This window comes from Paenibacillus sp. 102 (assembly GCF_039549175.1).
GTDB lineage: Bacteria > Bacillota > Bacilli > Bacillales > Bacillaceae_G > Bacillus_A.
On record NZ_JBCGHT010000012.1, the window covers coordinates 124528 to 147451 of the forward strand.

At 37.4% G+C, this 22924-nt stretch carries 21 protein-coding genes; 17 read left to right on the plus strand and 4 right to left on the minus strand.

From position 1 onward, the window contains the following. Positions 1–261 precede the first annotated feature (261 nt). The 6 genes from AAIE21_RS21400 (at position 262) to AAIE21_RS21425 (ending at position 6265) form a co-directional block, all read left to right on the plus strand. The gene (locus AAIE21_RS21400; protein WP_017153617.1) at positions 262–486 is read left to right on the plus strand and encodes a YuzB family protein; all 225 of its coding nucleotides are present in this window, start codon (positions 262–264) and stop codon (positions 484–486) included. Between the two features lie 307 nt (positions 487–793). Further along, on the plus strand, positions 794–1849 hold the full coding sequence (locus tag AAIE21_RS21405; protein WP_343268635.1) for a FecCD family ABC transporter permease: 1056 nt from the start codon (positions 794–796) through the stop codon (positions 1847–1849). After that, positions 1846–2862 (plus strand): FecCD family ABC transporter permease, encoded by a 1017-nt coding sequence (locus tag AAIE21_RS21410; RefSeq protein WP_343268636.1) that lies wholly within the window; start codon positions 1846–1848, stop codon positions 2860–2862. The genes AAIE21_RS21405 and AAIE21_RS21410 overlap by 4 nt, the downstream gene beginning before the upstream one ends. 15 nt (positions 2863–2877) lie before the next feature. Beyond that, entirely contained in the window at positions 2878–3690 is an 813-nt protein-coding gene (locus AAIE21_RS21415) for an ABC transporter ATP-binding protein (RefSeq protein WP_000212074.1), read from the plus strand. A gap of 202 nt (positions 3691–3892) precedes the next feature. Next, entirely contained in the window at positions 3893–4834 is a 942-nt protein-coding gene (locus AAIE21_RS21420; protein ID WP_343268637.1) for an ABC transporter substrate-binding protein, read from the plus strand. Positions 4835–4960: 126 nt separating this feature from the next. Next, on the plus strand, positions 4961–6265 hold the full coding sequence (locus AAIE21_RS21425) for an HD domain-containing protein (RefSeq protein ID WP_343268638.1): 1305 nt from the start codon (positions 4961–4963) through the stop codon (positions 6263–6265). Positions 6266–6306: 41 nt separating this feature from the next. On the opposite strand, the gene AAIE21_RS21430 is transcribed toward AAIE21_RS21425, so the two are convergent. Further along, positions 6307–6492: a 2-hydroxymuconate tautomerase gene (locus AAIE21_RS21430; protein WP_001147171.1), complete on the minus strand. Its 186-nt coding sequence runs from the start codon at positions 6490–6492 to the stop codon at positions 6307–6309. A 112-nt stretch (positions 6493–6604) separates the two neighbouring features. On the opposite strand from AAIE21_RS21430, the gene AAIE21_RS21435 reads away from it, so the two are divergent. Together AAIE21_RS21435 and AAIE21_RS21440 are read left to right on the plus strand one after the other, a co-directional pair. After that, positions 6605–7279 (plus strand): site-2 protease family protein, encoded by a 675-nt coding sequence (locus AAIE21_RS21435; protein ID WP_343268639.1) that lies wholly within the window; start codon positions 6605–6607, stop codon positions 7277–7279. Between the two features lie 24 nt (positions 7280–7303). Further along, on the plus strand, positions 7304–7813 hold the full coding sequence (locus AAIE21_RS21440; RefSeq protein WP_343268640.1) for a YwhD family protein: 510 nt from the start codon (positions 7304–7306) through the stop codon (positions 7811–7813). A gap of 84 nt (positions 7814–7897) precedes the next feature. Here the strand turns inward: AAIE21_RS21440 and AAIE21_RS21445 are convergent, their stop codons facing one another. Together AAIE21_RS21445 and AAIE21_RS21450 are read right to left on the minus strand one after the other, a co-directional pair. Next, a complete protein-coding gene (locus AAIE21_RS21445; protein ID WP_343268641.1) occupies positions 7898–9949 on the minus strand; it encodes a transglycosylase domain-containing protein in 2052 nt (683 codons plus the stop codon). Between the two features lie 85 nt (positions 9950–10034). Further along, complete coding sequence (locus tag AAIE21_RS21450) at positions 10035–10760, minus strand: glycerophosphodiester phosphodiesterase (protein ID WP_343268642.1); 726 nt, start codon at positions 10758–10760, stop codon at positions 10035–10037. A 151-nt stretch (positions 10761–10911) separates the two neighbouring features. Between AAIE21_RS21450 and AAIE21_RS21455 the strand changes: the two genes are divergently transcribed. The 5 genes from AAIE21_RS21455 (at position 10912) to speB (ending at position 14687) form a co-directional block, all read left to right on the plus strand. After that, the gene (locus AAIE21_RS21455; RefSeq protein ID WP_343268643.1) at positions 10912–11319 is read left to right on the plus strand and encodes a MerR family transcriptional regulator; all 408 of its coding nucleotides are present in this window, start codon (positions 10912–10914) and stop codon (positions 11317–11319) included. 5 nt (positions 11320–11324) lie between these two features. Beyond that, positions 11325–12488 carry an MFS transporter gene (locus AAIE21_RS21460; protein ID WP_343268644.1) on the plus strand — a complete coding sequence of 388 codons (1164 nt, stop codon included), beginning with the start codon at positions 11325–11327 and terminating at the stop codon, positions 12486–12488. A 186-nt stretch (positions 12489–12674) separates the two neighbouring features. Then, positions 12675–13502, plus strand: coding sequence for a spermidine synthase (gene speE / locus AAIE21_RS21465; protein ID WP_241816451.1), 828 nt, complete (start codon positions 12675–12677; stop codon positions 13500–13502). 32 nt (positions 13503–13534) lie between these two features. Further along, positions 13535–13723, plus strand: coding sequence for a hypothetical protein (locus AAIE21_RS21470; protein ID WP_343268645.1), 189 nt, complete (start codon positions 13535–13537; stop codon positions 13721–13723). 91 nt (positions 13724–13814) lie between these two features. Continuing rightward, positions 13815–14687, plus strand: a complete 873-nt coding sequence (gene speB, locus AAIE21_RS21475; protein ID WP_042981102.1) for an agmatinase — start codon at positions 13815–13817, stop codon at positions 14685–14687. 371 nt (positions 14688–15058) lie between these two features. Here speB and AAIE21_RS21480 read toward each other — a convergent pair whose 3' ends face one another. Then, positions 15059–16096, minus strand: a complete 1038-nt coding sequence (locus AAIE21_RS21480) for a PTS sugar transporter subunit IIC (protein ID WP_343268646.1) — start codon at positions 16094–16096, stop codon at positions 15059–15061. A 232-nt stretch (positions 16097–16328) separates the two neighbouring features. On the opposite strand from AAIE21_RS21480, the gene AAIE21_RS21485 reads away from it, so the two are divergent. The 4 genes from AAIE21_RS21485 to AAIE21_RS21500 form a co-directional block, all read left to right on the plus strand. Beyond that, on the plus strand, positions 16329–16691 hold the full coding sequence (locus AAIE21_RS21485; protein ID WP_343268647.1) for a YxeA family protein: 363 nt from the start codon (positions 16329–16331) through the stop codon (positions 16689–16691). A gap of 244 nt (positions 16692–16935) precedes the next feature. After that, a complete protein-coding gene (locus AAIE21_RS21490; protein ID WP_343268648.1) occupies positions 16936–17373 on the plus strand; it encodes a YwiB family protein in 438 nt (145 codons plus the stop codon). After that, positions 17373–19043: an arginine--tRNA ligase gene (argS, locus tag AAIE21_RS21495; protein WP_343268649.1), complete on the plus strand. Its 1671-nt coding sequence runs from the start codon at positions 17373–17375 to the stop codon at positions 19041–19043. Before AAIE21_RS21490 ends, argS begins: the two co-directional genes overlap by 1 nt. A gap of 1899 nt (positions 19044–20942) precedes the next feature. Further along, positions 20943–22924: Cna B-type domain-containing protein (locus AAIE21_RS21500; RefSeq protein ID WP_343268650.1), on the plus strand; the 1982-nt coding region annotated here is incomplete at its 3' end.

Here is a 22924-nt window from a genome sequence, read left to right on the forward strand (position 1 = left end):
CCTATTTTTATAATGGGCAAAAGAAATGGCTTTTATACAAAGCTTTTAAAAATATGGTAGATTTTGATGAAAGTAAGAAATTGGTGTGCGAATGAAGGGGGTTCATAAAGGGAAAAATGAAGAGGAAAGTGAGCGTTTTCTATCGCGTAGGTCCCATAGGGGAACACTTGCATCAAGCCCCAAAGAGCGGTAAAATACCATTTAGTGTTTATTGTTAAATGTACTTGTGAAAAGTTTAAAATAGAGGAAGTGTTATATAGAATGGGAAATGAATTTCGTGTGTGTGATGATTGTCAGGCGACGAACATTAAGACCTTGATACCAAAGCTCAAAAAAGTAGATTCATGTGCAAATATAGAGGTTGGGTGTCAATCTTATTGTGGACCGGGTCGTAAAAAATCATTCGCTTTTGTGAATAATCGTCCAGTTGCAGCACCAAACGAAGATGAACTGATTAAGAAAATTGAAGCGAAACTAAATAAGTAAGAAGAAGAGTGAATATTTTACTCTTCTTTTTTTATTGCTGAAATTAAAAATTATTTTTAAATACCGATGTACAGTAAGCGTGTATGAATGGATAAATGTAATATTATGGTATTGGTTTCATATCAATTACATTAGTTTTATATTGCAAAATAATGGTTGACAGCCTTTTATGACGATAGGTAGAATAGAAGGTGTGATTGTGAGAATCATTATCAAAAAGGTATACTAACCTAATTTTATTTTTGTTATTTCCTGAGAATAAATCTCATTTTATTAAATATATGTTGTTGGTTAGGATGGTTGAGGGATGGAAGCAAGCGCGAGGAGTATTGAGCAACAAGAAGTAAATGTGAAAGAGATTAAGAGCAGACCGCTTATTGCTTCTATTATTTTAATAGTGGGAACAATTTTGTTAGCTTTAAGTATGGCAACTTCAATCTCATTTGGTGCAGCTGATATTAGTTTGCAGACTGTATGGCAAGCTGTCTTTCGGTTTGATGGTTCTTTAACGCATCATAATGTGATTTGGGAGCTGCGCATGCCTAGGGCAATTGGCGGAGTTGTTGCGGGTGCCTTTCTAGCGGTATCTGGTGCAATTATGCAAGGGATGACGCGAAATCCACTCGCATCTCCATCATTAATGGGGATTACGGATGGGGCAGTATTTGGGATTGCAATTATGTATGCGTTTTTCCCGAATTCACCATATTTAATGTTTGTTATTGCTTCATTCATTGGAGCAGCATTTGGAGCAAGTATTGTATATGGAGTTGGTGCTTCTTCACCTGGTGGATTAACGCCTGTTAAGTTAGCATTAGCAGGTGCAGCCATCAGTGCATTACTTGGAGCTATTTCATCTGGAATTGCACTCTATTTCAACCTCGCTCAAGAAGTGAGCATGTGGAATGCGGGCGGAGTTGCCGGTGTGAAATGGCAGAGTATTGATATGTTATTGCCGATTGGCCTTGTTTGTCTTGTTATAGCAATTGTGATGTCGAGATACATTACAATTTTAAGTTTCGGTGAAGAAATTGCGATTGGTCTTGGTCAAAATACAACTTTAATTAAATTTATTGGAACGGTGCTTGTGCTTGTGTTAACAGGTTCAGCAGTATCTATGGCAGGATCCGTTGGGTTTGTTGGACTTGTAATCCCGCATATGACACGTTTTCTTGTCGGTTCAGATTATAGATGGGTGATTCCATGTTCTGCTGTATTAGGTGGATTGTTAATTGAATGTGCGGATATGCTATCACGAATTATTAATCCGCCGTTTGAAACACCAATTGGGGCAATTACAGCACTAATTGGCGTTCCATTCTTCCTCTACTTAGCACGTAATGAAGGGAGAGGGAAAATGTGAAGACAACCGTCTTAACAAAAAAGAACATTTCAGTTATAACCATTTTAACTGGTTTAATTGTTGCAGTATTCCTTATTAGTTTAAATACAGGAACGTTTAAAATTCCACCAATGGATGTATTAAAATCATTGGTTGGACTTGGAGCAGAAGATCAGTCAGTTATTTTATTTGAATTTCGCATGCCGCGTATGGTAATTGCTATATTAGTTGGTTCAGCATTAGCGATGTCGGGGGCGATTCTACAAGGATTATCACGAAATCCACTTGCTGATCCAGGGATTATCGGCATTAATGCTGGTGCAGGATTAACTGTTGTTATTTTCGTATACTTCTTTTTTGGGAAAGTTGGAACTGGTACTTTTCTTTCTGTATTTATTCTTCCATTCTTTGCGTTAGTTGGTGCAATACTGGCAGCAGTTATTATTTATGTACTGGCATGGAAGGACGGCGTTTCATCAACTCGTTTAATACTGGTTGGTATCGCAGTCGCAGCAGGATTTGGTGCTGTTAGTTTAATTTTTTCAATGAAAATGACATCGAATGACTTCCGTTTTGCAACGATTTGGTTAGCGGGAAGTTTATGGGGAACAGACTGGAAATTCGTATTAAGCGTACTTCCGTGGATGCTCATCTTTTTACCAATTGCAATTCGTAAAGCACACGTGTTAAATGTGATGAATTTAGGAGATGCTGCGGCAGTTGGACTTGGTGTAAACGTAGAGAAAGAAAGACGTAAATTATTATTTATTGCAGTTTGTTTAGCAGGAGCGTCTGTTGCAGTCGCAGGTGGAATTGGCTTTATTGGTCTAATGGCACCGCATTTGGCGAGGCGACTTGTCGGCGGAAAACATCAAATTATGTTGCCGACAGCAGCGTTAATTGGAACGTTCTTACTACTATTTGCAGATTTGATTTCAAGAAGTGTACTAACGACATCTGAAATACCAGTAGGGCTTGTTATTTCTGTAATCGGTGCACCATATTTCATTTATTTACTTATCAAGACAAAATAAAGGGAGGCTTTTTGTATGGCAACTTTAGCGGTTGATTCGGTATCTGTTGGTTATAATGAAGGGTTAATTATCGATGGATTATCAGTGGAAATTCCAGAAGGGAAAATTACAACGATTATTGGACCAAATGGATGCGGGAAATCCACATTGTTAAAAACAGCTTCTCGTATTTTAAAAGCAAAACGAGGTACTGTATATCTTGATGGGAAAGCAATTGAGAAGCAGCCGACAAAAGAAATCGCAAAGAAAATGGCGATTTTACCACAAACTGCAGAGGTGCCAACAGGTCTTACTGTGTTTGAACTTGTTTCATATGGACGTTTCCCGCACCAAAAGGGATTTGGAACACTGAAAGAAGAAGATTATCGTTACATCCACTGGGCGCTTGAAGTAACAGGAATGACAGAGTTTGCGAATCGTCCAGCAGAGGCTTTATCAGGTGGGCAACGCCAACGTGTATGGATTGCAATGGCCCTAGCACAAGGAACGGATTTACTTGTGTTAGATGAACCAACAACATATTTGGATATGGCTCATCAGCTAGAAATATTAAATTTATTGAAAAAGTTAAATCAAGAAGAAGGCCGCACAATCGTAATGGTTATTCATGATTTAAACCACGCTTCTCGTTTTTCAGATCATATGGTTGCATTAAAGGCAGGTAAGTTAATGAAACAAGGAACACCAGATGAAGTGATGACGTGCGAAACGCTTCGCGATGTATTTGAAATTGAAGCGCAAATTGTTCCGTGTCCTGTAAACTGTAAACCGATTTGCTTAACTTATGATTTAACAATGATAAATAAACAAGTACGTAAGCAAGCGTAAGAGAGAGCCTCTTCCTATCCGTATTTAGATAGGAGGGGGATTCTAATGGACGTTGAGCTTCTCATTCAATCTGAGAAGTTGAACGCCCGTTAGAACGGGTTACATACAACGATTAATAAATATATATTAATGGAATGTTGTTTGTAGTTTCTTATAGTTATATACAACTTATAAGAGAAATACATCCAGAAGGAGTGGGAATATGAAGAAATTTAAAGCAGCATTACTAGCAATGGTATTAGTCGTTACTTCTGTACTATTTGCAGCTTGTTCTTCTGATAAGAAAGAAGAAAAGAAAGCAGATGCAAAAACGGAAGAGCGCACTGTACAACATGCAAAAGGTGAAATTAAAATTCCTGCAAATCCAAAGAAAATCGCTGACCTTAGTGGTTCAACAGAAGAATTATTAATCTTTGGAATGAAACCAATCATTACTGCAAATACGTCTCAAGAAAAAATTGATGCACATATTGCAAATAAATTAAAAGATGTTAAACCAGTTGGCTCTGCATGGGGCGACAAAATTAACATCGAAGCAGTAGCTGCTGCGAAACCAGATTTAATTCTTGTAAACAATCGTCAAGAAAAAATTTATGATCAACTATCTAAAATTGCACCAACAGTTATGCTAAAAACTCCATTAGACCAATGGCGTCCAAAGTTTGAAGAGTTAGGTAAAATCTTCGATAAAGAAAAAGAAACAACTGCATGGTTCAAGAAATACGATGACAAAGCAAGCAAGTTACATGATAAAATCGTTGCAAAAACTGGTGATGCGAAGTTCATGAAAATGGCTGCATATCCAAATGCATTCCGTGTATACGGTGACTACGGTTACGGTAGCGTAATCTTCAAAGATTTAAAATTACCAGCAGTTCCAGGTACACCAATGGATAAACCATTAGTACAAGTACAAAAAGAAGCGTTAATCGATTACAATCCAGATTACTTATTCGTATTTACAACTGGTGACGGTTCTCAGCGCTTAAAAGAATTCCAAGAAGAAACAATTTGGAAAAACATGAACGCTGTTAAGAACAACCACGTATTTACAATCAAGAACGAAGACCTAAACAAAGGATACTTCCCACTTGGTAAAGAAATGATCTTAGATGAAATCGCTGAGTTCGTTTTAGGGAAATAATATATACAAAAAATCACTTTCGCTTTGGCGAAGGTGATTTTTTGTATATAGGGGAATTTTATGCATTTCTATAGTCTTTCGTTTATAATAAAGATAAGAATGCAGTAAAGAAAGGAGGGTGTCGATATGGTATATTTAAACGACAAACTCAGCGAAACAAAAGTGTTTAAAGACCCAGTACATAAATATGTACACGTGCGTGATCGCGTGATTTGGGATTTAATCGGAACGAAGGAATTTCAACGTTTGCGCCGTATTAAACAGCTTGGAACAACATTTTTTACATTTCATGGTGCAGAACATAGTCGCTTTACTCATTCATTAGGTGTATATGAGATTATTCGTCGTATGATTGATGATGTGTTTGATGGCAGACCAAATTGGAATGCAGAAGATAGATTATTATGTTTATGCGCAGCGCTCTTGCATGATGTTGGACACGGTCCATTCTCACATTCTTTTGAAAAAGTTTTTTCATTAGATCATGAGAAGTTCACACAAAGAATTATTGTTGGTGATACGGAAATTAATAAAGTACTCAGCCGTGTAGACCGAGAATTCCCACAAAAAGTAGCAGATGTTATCGCGAAAACGTCTGATAATAAATTAGCGATTAGTATGATTTCTAGTCAAATCGATGCAGATCGTATGGATTATTTATTAAGAGATGCCTATTTTACGGGTGTAAAGTACGGGAATTTTGATATGGAGCGTATACTGCGTGTGATGCGACCGTATGGAGATCAAGTCGTGATTAAAAATAGTGGTATGCATGCTGTTGAACATTATATTATGAGCCGTTATCAAATGTACTGGCAAGTGTATTTCCATCCGGTAACGCGCAGTGCAGAAGTGATTTTAACAAAGATTTTACACCGCGCAAAAACATTACATGAGCAGTATTATACATTTAAATATCATCCGGTTCATTTCTATTCTTTATTTGAAGAGGAAGTAACGGTAGAGGATTATTTAAAGCTAGATGAGAATGTAATGTATTATTACTTCCAAGTATGGCAAGATGAAGATGACCAAATTTTAAGTGATTTATGTCGTCGTTTTATGAACCGAAATCTCTTTAAATATGTAGAATTTACGGAGAATCATGGTTTAGATAATTGGATGGAATTAAGTAGTTTATTTAAAAAGATTGGACTCGATCCAGAATACTACTTAGTTGTTGATTCAACATCGGATTTACCGTATGATTTTTACCGCGCTGGAGAAGAAGAAGAGAGGCTTCCAATTTTGCTTCTTATGCCAAATGGAGATCTCAGAGAGCTTTCGCGTGAATCTGATATTGTAGAAGCGATTACTGGTAAGAAGAGAACAGATCAAAAACTTTTCTATCCGCATGATTTAATCTATGAAGATGGAAGAAAAGGAAAATATAAAGAGAAAATTATTGAGTTATTAGAAGGAAAGAAATAAGAAGCAGTCATTGGACTGCTTCTTATTAAAGAAACTTGAAATTATTTGTCGCTTAAGCGTTTTCCGCCAACTGCGTAATGATTTTTAGACATTTCTTCGATGAAAACAACGATGTTTTCTTCTGGAGCACCAGTTGTTTCGCTTACTGCTGCAGTTACTTTCTCAGCAAGAGCTTTCTTTTGTTCTTCTGTGCGTCCTTCTAGCATTTTCACTGTTACGTATGGCATGTACAATCGCTCCTTTTATGTAAGTTACAATCTTATTATAACGGATTATGAAGTAGAACAATCGGAAAAACAAATATTTTCTTTTTTCGACATAATGAAGAGGAGATGAAGTATGGAGAACTTTTTTGTATATCCACTGCACCAAATACCGTTGGTCGCAATGGCTATTGTTATTGCATTGTCTGTGCATGAATTTGCACATGCATATGTTGCATATAAGTTTGGAGACGATACTGCGAAAAGACAGGGACGTTTAACCTTATCGCCAATGTCTCATTTAGATCCAATTGGTATGATTGCCATATTAATCATTGGATTTGGTTGGGCACGTCCTGTACCTGTTAATCCGTATAACTTCAAAAGGCCGCGCCTTGCTGGTGTGTTAGTTTCTATTGCAGGGCCAATTAGTAACCTTATTTTGAGTGCTATTGGGTTAATTATTTGGTATAGCATGATAAGATTTGGATTGTTAGATGCCATTCCATTTGCAGTGGCAGATACATTACGACAATTCTTTCAAATTTTTATTACTCTTAATATCGTTTTACTTGTTTTCAATTTATTGCCGATTCCGCCGCTTGACGGATATCGCGTGATTGAAGATTTAGCACCAGCAAATATTCGTGCGAAAATGACGCAGTATGAGAAATATGGAGCAATTGCTTTATTGATTCTTGTTATTACGCCGCTTGATCGTTATACAATTCAACCAATCTTCCAAGTGGTTATTCCGTATGTATTAGGTATTTTGCACAGCATTATTGCACCTATATTTGGGATTATGTAATAAATGAGTGAGGAGGACTTACATATGACAGAGAAAAAGAAAAAAATTGGTTTTAATATCGTGAAGAATGATTCAACAGATGGCCATGGTGGCTTTGGCGTTGGAGCACTGAGCCTAGAAAATATTTCACCTGTTTTCGTAGATGTAATCGAGAAAAATGCATTCGTTGATATTGGTGCGATGCATGCGCGTAGTACTGTTGAAAAGGGGATTAAATTCTTAACGAATAAAGACGAGGTCCCAAACGGAAAACCGTATTGGCTTGTATGGGTAACGATTGAGAGAACCGCAACAGGTGCTTATTATGCAGGCGTAACGGCTTGTGAGATGACAGTTGACCGTGAAATTCGCCGCGGATATAAATCTCTTCCAGAGCATGTGAATAAGATGGATAAATCATTAAAGCGTCACATCATGATTGACCATATGGATGAATCATCTAAGAAGGTGCTTGGTACATTCTTGAAAGAGCACAATGAAGCAATTTGGAATGAATCTAGTCAAGAATTGCGTCATGCATTATTAGGAGAGTAACATTTAAGGCTACCAGGAGAAATCCTGGTAGCCTTTGCTTTATTATTTTATGTCGTATATTGTGGAATCACCGATATGTTCGGATTACCACGGAAAATACCTTTTCCACCAGCTTTCTTTTTTCTTTTCTTTGCTGACCTTTTCAAATTCCTCTTTGTCATCAATGTGATCCATGCAGTATTCGGTCGGTTCTGTTCCTTTTGCAAAATACATTTTCACAGAAACAGGACATCCTTTCGTTGCTACTTTCCCATTTTCGGGATTGATATTTACAGCAACAACGTCACTTGGTTGTTTGAAATCCTTTTTCGGCTGACCGTCTAGTCCTTTTTCCATCGCAATGGCCCAAATCTTCTTAGCGTAGCCTTGTTCAGCTGGATTGGAGATAGATTTTGGCTGATCGTATCCTACCCAAACACCAGTTACAAGTTGCGGGGCGAAGCCAATCATCCAGCTATCCGTTTCTGTAGAACCAGACTTTCCTGCATAAGTGCGAGATAGCTTTGGAAGAAGGGATTGCCCTGTAACAGAGGCATATCCACTTAGCTTGTCGTTGAACATTCCCGTCATCATCTCTTCCATTACAAACGTATTGTTTTTATCGAGCACTTGTTTACTTTCTAAATGTGCGTCGTATAAAATGTTTCCTTCGTTATCGACAACGCGACGGATAAAGGTTGGCTTTATTTGTTTTCCACCATTGGCAAACATACTGTATGCGCCTACCATTTCAATTGGTTTTACAGGAGAAGTACCAAGGGCAAGGGATGGTACATCTTTTAGTGAACTTTTAATACCAAATTGTTTAGCGGTTTTCATAAGAGAATCTTCGCCTAAAAATAAATGTGTTTTTACAGCATATACGTTATCTGATACTGCAAGAGCTTGCGCCATCGTTACAAAATCATCAGCGTAATAGTCTTTATAATTTTTCGGTTTATATTTAGAAACACCATCACCTAATGTAAATACTGTATATTCACTTTTTAAGCGGGTCGTTGGTGTAAACCCCTTTTCAAGTGCGGCATAATATAAAAACGGTTTAAAGGTAGATCCTGGCTGACGAGCTGCTTGAATCGCTCTGTTAAATTGACTCTCTTTATAATCCTTTCCACCAACAAGAGCTGCTACTTCTCCAGTTTTCGGATTCATTGAGACAAGAGCCGTTTGTATACTAGTCGTTTCTGGAATCGTATCTTTTACAGCTTGCTCAGCTATTGTTTGTAGTTTTGGGTCTAATGTTGTGTAAATACGGAGTCCACCGCGTTGCAGAGTTTGCTCGTCGAGTCCAACGTCATGAAGGAGAGAGCGTTGTACAGCGTCTTGGAAATAAGGTGCTATTTCTGTCGCTTTTTTTGTTTCTAACGAAGCAAACGCAAGCTTTTCTTTTTTCGCAGAGGATGCTTGGTCTTTTGTAATATATCCTTGTTCTACCATTTCATCTAAAATAATGGACTGTCTTGTTTTTGCTCGTTCTTCTTTTACGTAGGGAGAATATACACTAGGGCCTTTTGGGATACCAGCTAACATACTTGATTCTGCTAATGTTAAGTCACTAGCTGATTTATTAAAGTAAAGACGGGAAGCAGCTTCAATACCATAAGCGCCGTGCCCATAATAAATTGTATTTAAATATCCTTCTAAAATATGATTTTTATTGTAATTGACTTCAAGGCGAATCGTATATATTGCTTCTAAAGCCTTCCGCTTCCAAGTTTTATCATGATCTAAATATAGATTGCGGGCATATTGTTGTGTAATCGTACTCGCACCTTGAACCTTTGCCATTGCTTTTATATCTGCAATGATTGCGCCGGCAATTCGTTTCATATCGAAACCATGATGATCATAGAATCGTTGGTCTTCGATGGAAAGCGTCGCTTCTCTTACATAAGGAGAAATTTGGTCAAGGGATACGTTATAGCGTTTTTGCATCCCATTGCTTTGTCCCATTACAGTATCATCATTGGCATAAAAGGTACTTGTTTGCGGGACAGCGATAGGAGGTGGCCCCATAATCTTTGCGGCAATAATGATAATAAAAAAAGAAAAAACGAAAAAAAGAACGCATGAAAAAAGTGCGGTGAAGAAAAGACGTTTATATTTTTTAAGTTTTGGATTTATAGTTTGACCCATCTTTTTCATCCCCTCATCATATACTTTTACTAGTATTGAGGGTTTTTTCGTATTTTAAACACAAAATGAAAAAGAGCCCTTTCAATTAAGAAAGAAGCTCAAAAGCGCGCATTGGCCAATCCGTAATAATTACATCTACACCATAATCGATCATTGTTTGTAAGTCTTTATTTTCATTGATTGTATAGGGGCGGAAAACATAGCCTTGCTGCTGCGCAGTTTGGACAAATTCTTTTGTTAATAGCTGAAAATTAGGGTGTAATCCGGTCGCTTCTCTTTTCTTTGCTTCAGCAAGTGGATCAGCAATTGGTTCATCATATAAGATAGCCCTCGGAATTTCAGGTGCAAGTTCTGCAAGTAAAGTAACAGAATCATGGTTAAACGATGAGAATATAATTTGGTTTGGAAGGTGATATTCACGAACAAGATCGACAACTTTCTCTTCGATACCTGGATAGTGGATTACGTCTGTTTTTAATTCAATATTAAGTTGTAAATTTGTCGTAGATAACCAAATGAGCACTTCCCGTAAGGTTGGAATTTTCGCTTCGTGAAAAGAAGGATCTTTATAACTTCCTGCATCAAGCGCTTGTAATTCCGCTACTGTTTTCTCAAAAATAAGTCCAATTCCATCTGTCGTACGGTCAACTGTTTCATCGTGAATTACAACGAGTTCACCATCTTTTGAAAGGTGAACATCAAGTTCAATACCATGAGCACCAACACGCTCTGCTTCTTGGAAAGCAATCATTGTATTCTCTGGATGTGTCCCTTTCACTCCGCGATGGGCAAAAATAAGTGGTTTTTTCATCTGAAAATCTCCTTATGAGTTCATTTCTTTCATTATGAAACTACGGTGAAAAAAATACAATTCATATGCCAAACATTTACAAAAGTATAACAGTTGCACAAAAGTTAACGTTAACGTAAAATGTAATAATGTAAGGGAAGGAGGAATATATATGTATAAGATTGATGAAGTAACAAAGCAAGTTGGGTTAACAAAACGTACACTTCGTTATTATGAGGAAATTGGTTTAATTCATCCACCGGAGCGCAGTGAAGGAAACATTCGTCTTTATACGGATGAGGATATTGCACGTATTAAAAGAATTGTAGAAGCGAAAGAAGTGTTAGGAATCACACTGCAAGAAATGCAGCATTTCTTATCATTAAAAGAGCGCATGGAGCAAAGGCGAAATAGTGACAATCCACGTGACCGTGCAGTGATTCAAGAAATTAAGGATATGCTTGAGAGTCAGGTACAAACGCTAGATATAAAAATGAAACAAATGGAGCGCGTGAAAGCAGAATTAGAGCATAGTTTAGAGCGTGCAACTAGATTCTTGGAGGAAACAAAAGGAGAGTAATGAAGATGGAGAGCAAACAAAAACTGGGGAGATTGATTACAGTACTGGCTACCTTCCTTGCCTTTTCAGGTATCGGGGTAGTCGATCCTATTTTGCCAATTATTGCTGAGAAAATCGGTGCAACACATTGGCAAGTGGAAATGTTATTTACAGCATATATTTTAACGATGGCAATTATGATGTTGCCCGCTGGTTTATTTGCAGCAAGATTTGGTGATAAACGAATGATGACGATTGGTTTAGCAATTGTAACTGTATTTGCTTTTATATGTGGTATATCACAAACAATTGCGCAGTTATCCCTCTTCCGTGCGGGCTGGGGGCTAGGTAATGCGATGTTCTTCGCAACAGCGATGACATTATTAATTGCTCTTAGTAAAGAAGTACATGAAGCGGTCGGTTTATATGAAGCCGCGATTGGCTTAGGGATGGCGGGTGGTCCATTATTAGGTGGATTACTTGGCGGATATTCTTGGCGCTACCCATTTTTTGCGACAAGTCTTTTAATTTTATTAGCATTTATTCTTGTTTTCTTTTTTGTAAAAGAGCCAGAACGCAAAGTGAAGCGCAGGGCAGCTGGGATAGGAGAATTACTTAACCTGATTAAATATAAGCCATTTATGCAAGGGGCCATTTCAGGGATGTTATATTATTACGGGTTTTTCGTTGTATTAGCATATTCACCACTTATTATGCATTTATCGGCAATTCAGCTCGGTTTCGTATTTTGTGGATGGGGACTTGCGCTAGCGTACGGATCGGCCATATTAGCGCATAAATTAGAAGGGAAATATGAGCCAAAAGCATTATTACGAGTTAGCTTATTTATATTTGCCCTTCTGTTAATTGCATTATTCTTTGTTAAAGTGATGTGGTTACAAATCGTTCTTATCGTCTTATCTGGATTAACATCAGGATTAAATAACGCTTTATATACAAGCTACGTCATGGATATTTCACCTTATGAAAGATCTATTACGTCCGGTGTATACAATTTCGTCCGTTGGCTTGGCGGAGCGATTGCTCCTATTTTATCGGGAATTATCGGTCATGCGATTTCACCACAAAGTCCATTTTTAGTTGGGGGAATCGTTGTATTAGTTGGTTGTGTCATGATTTTGATTCCTGTTCGAGAAGATTCTAAATTAGAAGCAGAAACCCTTTCTTAAGAAAGGGTTTTCTTTGTTGTTAAATATAGTGTTTATAGAATATATGAATAAAAATACTTTAACTAAAATATATTTTCGGTATTTTTGTACTTTTAACTATACATTTTGTATGTTTTGTTTTATTTTTGTTAGGGGACATTAATGATGTCCCTATTATAAATTTGCAGCGAAAGGCGTGATTGTACGATGGAACTATGGTTCACTGAAAAACAAACAAAACATTTTGGAATTACGGCGCGTATTAACCGCACATTACATACGGAGCAAACAGAATTTCAAAAACTTGATATGGTTGAGACAGAAGAGTTCGGAAACATGCTTATTTTAGATGGTATGGTTATGACAACAGAGAAGGACGAATTTGTGTATCACGAAATGGTAGCACACGTACCTTTATTTACACATCCAAACCCTGAAAACGTATTAGTTGTTGGCGGTGGTGATGGCGGTGTAATTCGTGAAGTATTAAAGCACCCAAGCGTAAAGAAAGCAACACTTGTTGAAATCGACGGTAAAGTAATCGAGTATTCTAAACAGTACTTACCATCAATCGCAGGTGCGTTAGATAATGAGCGCGTTGAAGTAAAAGTAGGAGACGGTTTCCTACACATCGCAGAAAGCGAAAATGAGTATGACGTAATTATGGTCGACTCTACAGAGCCAGTAGGACCAGCAGTAAACCTATTTACAAAAGGATTCTACGCTGGAATCTCTAAAGCGTTAAAAGCAGACGGTATTTTCGTTGCTCAAACGGACAACCCATGGTTCACACCAGAATTAATTTCAACTGTGTTTAAAGACGTAAAAGAAATTTTCCCAATTACACGTCTATACACAGCGAATATCCCAACATACCCAAGTGGAATGTGGACATTCACAATTGGATCTAAAGAATACGATCCATTAAAAGTAAGCGAAGAGCGTTTCCACGAAATTGAAACGAAATATTACACAAAAGAATTGCATAAAGCAGCATTTGTGTTACCAAAATTTGTTGGGGACTTAGTGAAGTAATAAAAGCGGAAGCGGCTCGTTCAGAATGAGAGATGGATGGAGCTTCAGACGTAGAGGCGTCTTTTGCCTCGCAGGAAGAAGCGAAGCCATCGAACATTCTAGCCGCTGTAGCTGGACAAAAAAGCGGAAGTGGCTCATTCAAGGTGTGCGATAGAACGGACATGCTAGCTGCTTTCGCTACTATAAATAAAATAATCTTCCCATTGTTAAAAGAAGATTGAGGTAAATCGAGAAAGAGGAGCATAGTACTCCAAATTTGAGAAATAATGAAAGGTTGGGATACCTTAAGTTCCACGTAAGGAGGAAAAGAATATGCGTTTTGATGAAGCTTATTCAGGTAAAGTATTTATTAAAAGTCATCCAAGTTTTGAAGAGTCAGAGGCCGTTATTTATGGGATGCCAATGGATTGGACAGTAAGCTACCGTCCAGGTTCTCGTTTTGGTCCTGCACGTATTCGTGAAGTATCAATTGGATTAGAAGAGTATAGTCCATATTTAGATCGTGAACTAGAAGAAGTAAAATATTTTGATGCTGGTGATATTCCGCTACCATTCGGAAACCCACAGCGCAGTATAGACATGATTGAAGAATATGTAGCAAAACTATTAGATGCCGGTAAGTTTCCATTAGGTCTCGGCGGTGAGCACCTAGTGTCTTGGCCAATTTTTAAGGCAATGGCAAAAAAATATCCGGATTTAGCAATCATTCATATGGATGCTCATACTGATTTACGTGAGTCATATGAAGGGGAGCCTTTATCTCACTCTACACCAATTCGTAAAGTGTGCGATTTAATTGGTCCGGAAAACGTATATTCTTTTGGAATTCGTTCTGGAATGAAAGAAGAATTCGAATGGGCAAAAGAAGTGGGCATGAACCTATACAAATTTGACGTATTAGAACCGTTGAAAGAAGTATTACCAAAGCTTGCAGGACGCCCGGTCTATGTCACAATTGATATTGACGTGTTAGATCCAGCACACGCTCCTGGAACAGGAACATTAGAAGCTGGTGGTATCACATCTAAAGAACTACTAGACTCCATCGTAGCAATTGCAAATTCAAATATAAAAGTAGTTGGAGCAGACTTAGTAGAAGTAGCTCCAGTCTATGATCATAGTGATCAAACACCAATCGCAGCAAGCAAATTCGTGCGGGAAATGCTTCTTGGTTGGGTAAAATAAAAGCGAAGCCGACTGTTTAGACCCGGTGGCTAAGGTTCTTTCCTGCAAAAGGTGCTTTCTACCTTTTGGCAGGGAAGGTTCTTAGGGCGCAAGGGTCTAGGAGGCGTAGCTGGATAAAGTAAAAGCGGAGGCAGCTCGTTCAGAATGAGAGGTGGATGGAGCTTCAGACGTAGAGGCGATTTTTGCCTCGCAGGAAGAAGCGAAGCCACCGAGCATTCTAGCTGCCGCAGCTGGATAGAATAAAAGCGGAAGCGGCAGAGAGATCCATATATCGGCGATTCGACACAACATATCGACGCTTCTGCAAAATTCGGCATGAGCTTATAAGAAAAAAGGAGCGAGTTCCACCCCATGGAACTCGCTCCTTTTTCTTATGCAACGTTTTCTTCTGAAGTGACGCCACGAATTTCATCAGCAGAGCGAATTGGATATTTACGGAAAATAATTGAACCGATATATCCAATGATTGTAGTGACAATTCCGCATAGTACAGCGGCGATTGCTACTTTCATTACATCGTTAAATCCAAAGAGAACAAGAAGTCCTGGAATTGGTGATGCTGTACCAGGTGCATTGTTTACAAGTTGGAATAAGGATGTAATAATGCCAGCAAGTGCACCACCGACAAAGTTTGTCGTGTAGATTGGAATTGGATTTGCTGCGACAATATCAGCTTGTGTTAATGGTTCTATTGCTACAGCAATCGTATCTTTCTTTGAACAAATCTTTAAACGCTTAAAGAAAATAAAGTTCATTGGAGCAGAGGCTGCTACTGCAAGACTACCAATAGCCATTGGTAAGCCTGTTAAACCAAGCATAGCAGTTAGAGCCATGGAGCTTAATGGAGATGTAGAGATAACTGTGATGAGCCCGCCAAGCATAATCCCCATAATAATTGGGCTTTCTGTAGTTGCGATTGAAATCATAGAGCCGATTTTCCCAAGTGTTGCATTCACAACAGGATCCATAAGCATGGCCATACCGCGTGAAAGTGGTGCTGCGATGAATAAGATTGCTAAAAATTCTACACCAGCTGGTAATTTTTTTTCAAGGAATTTCACGACAAAAGCGCAAACATATCCAGCAAAAAATCCTGGTAAAATACCAAATCCACTAGAGGCAATCCCAATTAAAACAGCATAGACAGGAGATACCCCGATTGCGAGTGCCACTAAAATAGCAGCTGCGACGCCACTCATACCACCGGAAGCCTGTCCAACGGATTGTAAAAAGCTGTTATGGAACATTTCACCGCCGATATAACGGTGGAATGCTTCAATAAGGAAGCTGGCGATTGCAGCGTTAGCTAAAGCACCCATTGCTTTCATTCCGTAAGGAGCGCGGTAGCTAAAAAGTGTGAATAGAAAAAGTACAACAAGTAATAGTGCTAAACCTTGCAAGATAGCCATTTGAATAATGTCTCCTTTTTGATTTTTGTTATAAAAATTTGTATTATCCAATAATAATACAAATTTTGCTTGAGCGGAAAATTTTTTTCTTAGGAAAATACTGCAAACAATTTTTATTACAATAGTGTAAGGAAAATGTAAGACATTTCAATAGAGTATAGTATGTCCTTTTTCGTATAATACAGATATGAGTATACGATCGATAAGAAAGCTATAGACAGGAGGCGCGTATATGAAATTGGTACTTAGAGTTTTAGCTGTCTTTGCTATCCTTTTAGGAGGCACAGCATTTTATTTACATTCAAAAACAGAAGGTGTCGGAGCCTTTGTAGATAATTTTTTTTCAAATAAGGAAATACAAGATTATTATGCTGTTATAGGTAAAGGTGAGAAAAAAGACGATGAATATTTGTATACATTAAAAGGTTATACACAAGAGGGCAAGCAACAAATCATTAAAAAAATGGTGAATCGTCAATTGCATCCAGGTGCGTTTGTAAAAATTTATGCTAAGGGCATGCAAGGAAAAGGATGGGCTGAAATTCCAAAAGAATCGATTCCAGAAAAAGCATTACAAAAAATACAAAAAACATAAAGGAGCCGATTGTTCGCTCCTTTTTTAACTTTAGCGGTATCACGTGTAACATCCCTTTTTAATAAAAGAAAATTTAGATTTGAAAGATATTTTACTGTAAAGAATCTTCCTTTATGAATTGTTTTTTCGAAACATCGTTTTCCTAATTTTTGAGCAGACAGACATAGGTTTTTTTTGATATGATAGGAAAAGTGATTTATTATAACTTATATTTGAAACATCATATGTGAAAGGTGTGCAAGACGTGGAGAAACAACTTGCAGGCTTGCCGGTACACGTTCATTTCGTAACAGAAATCCGAGAAGGGGCTCGAAAGGAGACCGTTGCTTTTGAAGCAAATGGTCAATACTATGTAAAAGGTCAAAGTACATATGTAACATTTCAAGAGCCGAACGAACAAGGTGAAGTGAAGACAATTATCAAAATTCAAGGTGAACAAGTTCTCATTATGCGTTCAGGTGCTGTTTCTATGCGTCAAACGCATGTGAAAGGTGAATGGACAACTGGTACGTATACGAGCGAACTGGGTAGGTTTGCATTGCAAACAAAAACCGATAATGTTCTTTTTAAATGGTCGGATGAGAAGAAAAAAGGACAACTCTTTTTAACGTACGCATTGCTTCTAAGTGAACAAGAAGCTGGCCGATATACAATCACGATTAATTTGAAGGAGGCAAAATAATGAACTCTTTAGAACAAGTAAAAGAATTGATTAAAGATGAAATTAAAGCTGCGGTATTAAAAGCTGAATTAGCAACAGAAGAACAAATTCCAAACGTTGTATTAGAATCTCCGAAAGACAAAACAAATGGTGACTTCTCTACAAACATGGCGATGCAACTTGCGCGCGTTGCGAAAAAAGCACCTCGTATGATTGCAGAAGGGTTAATTGCGAACTTTGATAAAGCAAAAGCTTCTATCGAAAAGATTGAAATTGCTGGTCCTGGTTTTATTAACTTCTATATGGATAACAGCTACTTAACAGATTTAATTCCGGCAATTGTTAAAGCTGGTGAGGCTTACGGTGAGACAAACACTGGTAAAGGTGAAAAAGTACAAGTTGAGTTCGTGTCTGCTAACCCAACAGGTGACCTTCACTTAGGACATGCACGTGGCGCAGCAGTAGGTGACACGTTATGTAATGTATTAGCAAAAGCAGGATACGATGTATCTCGTGAATACTACATTAATGATGCTGGTAACCAAATTCATAACTTAGCGCTTTCTGTTGAAGCTCGTTACATGCAAGCGCTAGGTTTAGAAAAAGAAATGCCAGAAGACGGTTACCATGGTGCAGATATCATCGGAATCGGAAAACGTTTAGCTGAAGAGTTCGGCGATCGTTATGCAAAAGCTGATGAGAAAGAAAGCTATGAATTCTACCGTGAGTACGGTTTAAAATATGAACTAGCAAAACTTCAAAGAGATTTAGAAAGCTTCCGTGTTAACTTTAATGTATGGTTCTCTGAAACATCACTATACAAAAACGGAAAAATTGATGAAGCCCTTGCAGTTTTAAAAGAGCGTGAAGAAATATTTGAAGAAGACGGAGCAACTTGGTTCCGTTCTATGACTTACGGTGATGATAAAAACCGTGTATTAATTAAAAACGATGGTTCTTATACATACTTAACGCCAGATATCGCGTATCATCGTGATAAATTAGAGCGCGGATTTGATAAATTAATCAACATTTGGGGTGCTGACCACCACGGTTACATTCCTCGTATGAAAGCGGCAATCCAGGCACTTGGTTATGATAAAGATACATTAGAAGTAGAAATCATCCAAATGGTACAACTATACCAAAACGGTGAAAAAATGAAAATGAGCAAACGTACAGGTAAAGCTGTTACACTTCGTGAACTTATGGAAGAAGTGGGCGTGGACGCAATGCGTTACTTCTTCGCAATGCGTAGTAGTGATTCTCATTTAGACTTCGATATGGACTTAGCTGTATCAAAATCTAATGAAAATCCTGTATACTATGCACAATACGCTCATGCACGCGTATGCAGTATTCTTCGTCAAGGCGAAGAGCTTGGATTAACTGCAGGTGGAGATGTAAATTACAAACTGGTTGCTTCTGAAAAAGAAGTAGATTTACTGAAAAAACTTGGTGAATTCCCAGCGGTAGTTGCAGACGCAGCGCAAAAACGTCTGCCACACCGCCTTACAAGCTATGCATTTGAATTAGCAGCAGCACTTCACAGCTTCTACAATGCAGAAAAAGTATTAAACCAAGATAACTTAGAATTAAGTAAAGCTCGTTACGAATTAATGCGTGCAGTACGCATCACACTTCAAAATGCATTAGCATTAGTAGGTGTATCTGCACCGGAGAAAATGTAATAAAGAAAAGCGGAGCCGACTGTTTAGTCCCGGTGGCTAAGGTTCTTTCCCACAGAAGGTGCTTTTTACCTTCTTGTGGGGAAGGTTCTTAGACGCAAGGGACTAGGAGGCAGAGCTAGACAAAAAAGAAAAGTGTAAGCGGCTCGTTCAGAATAGGAGGAAGGCGCTAAGCCACCGAGTATTCTAGCTGCTGGAATTGGACATAAAGAAAATATGCTTGTTTTTGTTAAAAAGCGATATACAAGTTGATATAAAAATATATAATCCATCTATAGATGGATTACATGGCAAAAAAGCAGACCACCGAAAAGCCATATGGGAGAAACTCATATACGGCTTGATGAGGGGAAGTTGAAACCAAAAAAGAGATGGCAAAGCCATCTCTTTTTCTGTTTCAGTTTTCTACTCTAAATATATGTGACAAAGATATGTTATGGTGATGAAGTGAAAATAGAAAAATACCAATTAACTATTGATTTTTAGTAACGATTCTAGAATAATAGGTTGTTGGGGGTAAAATTATCAACAAGCTGTACATGTAGTATTAGTTGGTGGAATGCTATCAGGAAATGGTATGATTGTTGTAAACGATATTGTTACAACCAAGCCGAATGCTAAACTAACACTTCATCTAACCAAGTATCTAAACAATTAATAATTAATCTTGAAAACTTCCAACCTAGTCAAGAAACTAGGGATTTTATGTCTAAAATAATATAGTCCAACTAAAGTTTTCATGATTTAATAAATAACGATAAAAGAAGATAAATTTCTCGATTTTGCTATTATCATCACTTATATATAAATCTCTCGACATTAAAATTTAATGTCGCCCTAGAAAAGCTAAAGCTTCTTAGCGAGTAAGTGAAATGTATATAAGTTCATTTTAATTCTTCGACATAGCCATAGATCCATTAGGCAAATTACTTTTTCTCGACACTCATTTATAGACTCCAAAAATGAAAAGGCTGAATTTCATATTTCTGCACGATTCATATGAGATTAGTTGCTCATCACACTCTTTTTTATTTACCCCCAAATGCGTTCCACTGTATTCAGATTTGGAGAATATCACTTTTATCAATATTTTGTCCGAAGCATTTTTATTCATATAGCGCTTATGTTGGAACATTTTTTGTTTTTCTTGTCTGATTGTTTCGGTGTGTAAGTTCAGTTGTGCAACGAAACATAAAATGTTTTAACATATGGCCAATCTCACTTTGACTCATGATGACAGAAAACATATCTTCAATGGCATCCTTTAGAATACGAGTATCCTAGCACGTTTCGCGGCCATAACCTTCTTTTGCTGGTGTGTTAAATTCGATTATACGCTGTACTTCTTGTTATTCTTTATGAGGATAATCATGGGAGTTGACCAAATGCATATTTGCTGTGAAATAGCTCGTCCATACTTGCCCGCAATGAAAGTTTTTGCGTATTGTGCAATCGTTTGCGATGGATATGTAGAAGTTTTGTAACCTCTACAGCATAATAAGATGAATGACTATCATGAGTTTTTTCGTGAATGCTTTTTGAATTCCTTGATCAAAATTTGTCCGTTCCCTTATCTGTTTTTGTTAAACAATATAGACCAGAAATACCACAGTTTAGACATGTCGGAGAAATTAGATGAATTTATATAAAAGTCAAATTTCAAATCTTTAAGCCATAGAAGGGTTGAAAAAAGAGAAAAAGATGATAATAGCTGTCAAACATATTGAAATAAAATAGCTTAATGACATTGAATAAATAGAATCTTTGTCATAGTATGTTTGCACCAGAATCTATCTGCATTTAATTTTATAGGGAGGAATCATACAAAGTATGTATTTAAAAAGAATAACTTCGATTTTTTCAATTATAATGATTTTTATGTTTACTATAGGTCAGAGTTTAATGCCTATAATAGCAAATGCACAAGAGTTAAATACATTAGGACTTGTGGATAGTTTTACGATAGGTAAAACAAATCTACAGAGCGGAGAACGGACTAAAGTAACTGTAACCTTCAGTGAAAAAGATGGAGTTAAGCTGAAGCCTGGAGACACACTAACATTAACACTGCCTCCAGAATTACAAGGATTTAACGGAACGATTCAGTTAGATGATTATGGTATTTGTAAAGTAACTTCAGGTACTGTGATATGTACATTTAATGATAAAGTAGATGCACATGTCAATATTAAAGGGTATTTAAACTTTAACGTACAAGCTGTTAATGTAGGAACTGATGAAAAGAAAGAGATTGAAACAAATTTTGGTACAAATTTAGATAAGCAAGCTGTAACAATTACCGGCCCAAGCGGTGGTGGTGGTACAGATCCTGGAAAGGGACCGTTTTTTTATAAAGCTGGTGATATGCTCGGTAATGAAAATGAAGTGCGCTGGTTCTTAAATATAAATTTAAATAAAGAAGAGTTAAGTCGTGATATTGTTGTGACTGATAAATTACAAGAAGGTCAAACACTTAATAAGAATAGTTTCTATATAACTGTTAATGATTATCTAGGTAATCGAGCATTATCAATAAAAGATTTTGAAAATCAAGGTTATGGAACGATTACCTTTACTGGTGACAACTCATTTAAAGTTTTGCTTTATAAGAATAAAGCACGTCTGGCCTCTTTTGCAGTTCAATATACATCTACTATAACGGAAGCTGGAAAGAAGCAAGAATTCTTTAAGAATGATTATACGATTGATTACCAAGTTCTAAACAAAGACCCAGTTTCTGATTCGGGTACTGCCGAAACCGAAAATATGTCAGCTGGCGGTGGTGCTGAAGGTAACGAGATTCCAAAAGGAACGTTAAAAATTGTTAAACATATTGAAGGAAATAAAGAAAAAGTAATCCCGAATGTTTCGTTTAAGTTGTATAAAGAGTCTGGTGAACAAGTTGGAGGCGAATATAAAACAAATGAAGAAGGGATAATTGAAATTCCTAACTTACAACCAGGTAAATATTATATGCAAGAGGTTTCAGCTCCAGACTATATTGATTTCGACCCGCAAACAAAAATAGAGTTTGAAGTGAAATCAAATGATGCAAACGGAGTAGAGTTGTCGATTCCGAATAAAGTGAAAACTACATCTGTTACAGGAACAAAGACGTGGAAAGGCGATAATGCGAAAGATCGTCCGACAATGATCAAAGTAGACTTACTACAAAATGGTAAGGTGATTGCGACACAAGAAGTAAGTAAAGCAAGCGGTTGGAAATATGAATTCAAAGACTTAGCGGCATACGATACAGATGGAAAAGCATATAAGTATGAAGTGAAAGAACAACCGGTAGATGGATATCAAACAGAGGTCAAAGGTTATGACATTACAAATACAAAAGTGGTACAAACAACAACAGTAGAAGGAACGAAGACATGGAAGGATGGAAATGCAAAAGATCGTCCGACAATGATCAAAGTAGACCTACTAAAAAATGGCCAAGTAAGCGCAACACAAGAAGTTAGCGAAGCAACAGGCTGGAAATATGAATTCAAAGATTTAGCGATAAACGATGCCGAAGGTGAGGCATACAAGTATGAAGTAAAAGAACAACCAGTAGATGGTTACAAAACAGAAGTAAATGGCTATGACATTACGAATACAAAAGTAGGTCAAACAAAAGTAGAAGGAACAAAAACATGGAAAGACGATAATGCGAAAGATCGTCCGACAATGATCAAAGTAGACCTACTAAAAAATGGCCAAGTGATTGCGACACAAGAAGTAAGTGAAGCAACTAGCTGGAAATATGCGTTTACAGACTTAGCGGCATACGACGCAGATGGAAAAGCATATAAGTATGAAGTAAAAGAACAACCAGTAGATGGTTACAAAACAGAAGTAAATGGCTATGACATTACGAATACAAAAGTAGG

Bases quoted from the DNA above. Each gene is read 5' to 3' on its own strand.
- AAIE21_RS21400 (WP_017153617.1), top strand. From the start codon at position 262: ATGGGAAATGAATTTCGTGTGTGTGATGATTGTCAGGCGACGAACATT.
- AAIE21_RS21430 (WP_001147171.1), bottom strand. From the start codon at position 6,492: ATGCCATACGTAACAGTGAAAATGCTAGAAGGACGCACAGAAGAACAA.
- AAIE21_RS21480 (WP_343268646.1), bottom strand. From the start codon at position 16,096: ATGGCTATCTTGCAAGGTTTAGCACTATTACTTGTTGTACTTTTTCTA.
- AAIE21_RS21435 (WP_343268639.1), top strand. From the start codon at position 6,605: ATGGAGAACTTTTTTGTATATCCACTGCACCAAATACCGTTGGTCGCA.
- AAIE21_RS21445 (WP_343268641.1), bottom strand. From the start codon at position 9,949: ATGGGTCAAACTATAAATCCAAAACTTAAAAAATATAAACGTCTTTTC.
- speB (WP_042981102.1), top strand. From the start codon at position 13,815: ATGCGTTTTGATGAAGCTTATTCAGGTAAAGTATTTATTAAAAGTCAT.
- AAIE21_RS21450 (WP_343268642.1), bottom strand. From the start codon at position 10,760: ATGAAAAAACCACTTATTTTTGCCCATCGCGGAGTGAAAGGGACACAT.
- AAIE21_RS21420 (WP_343268637.1), top strand. From the start codon at position 3,893: ATGAAGAAATTTAAAGCAGCATTACTAGCAATGGTATTAGTCGTTACT.
- AAIE21_RS21425 (WP_343268638.1), top strand. From the start codon at position 4,961: ATGGTATATTTAAACGACAAACTCAGCGAAACAAAAGTGTTTAAAGAC.
- AAIE21_RS21455 (WP_343268643.1), top strand. From the start codon at position 10,912: ATGTATAAGATTGATGAAGTAACAAAGCAAGTTGGGTTAACAAAACGT.
- AAIE21_RS21460 (WP_343268644.1), top strand. From the start codon at position 11,325: ATGGAGAGCAAACAAAAACTGGGGAGATTGATTACAGTACTGGCTACC.
- speE (WP_241816451.1), top strand. From the start codon at position 12,675: ATGGAACTATGGTTCACTGAAAAACAAACAAAACATTTTGGAATTACG.
- AAIE21_RS21470 (WP_343268645.1), top strand. From the start codon at position 13,535: ATGGATGGAGCTTCAGACGTAGAGGCGTCTTTTGCCTCGCAGGAAGAA.
- AAIE21_RS21405 (WP_343268635.1), top strand. From the start codon at position 794: ATGGAAGCAAGCGCGAGGAGTATTGAGCAACAAGAAGTAAATGTGAAA.
- argS (WP_343268649.1), top strand. From the start codon at position 17,373: ATGAACTCTTTAGAACAAGTAAAAGAATTGATTAAAGATGAAATTAAA.
- AAIE21_RS21440 (WP_343268640.1), top strand. From the start codon at position 7,304: ATGACAGAGAAAAAGAAAAAAATTGGTTTTAATATCGTGAAGAATGAT.
- AAIE21_RS21485 (WP_343268647.1), top strand. From the start codon at position 16,329: ATGAAATTGGTACTTAGAGTTTTAGCTGTCTTTGCTATCCTTTTAGGA.
- AAIE21_RS21415 (WP_000212074.1), top strand. From the start codon at position 2,878: ATGGCAACTTTAGCGGTTGATTCGGTATCTGTTGGTTATAATGAAGGG.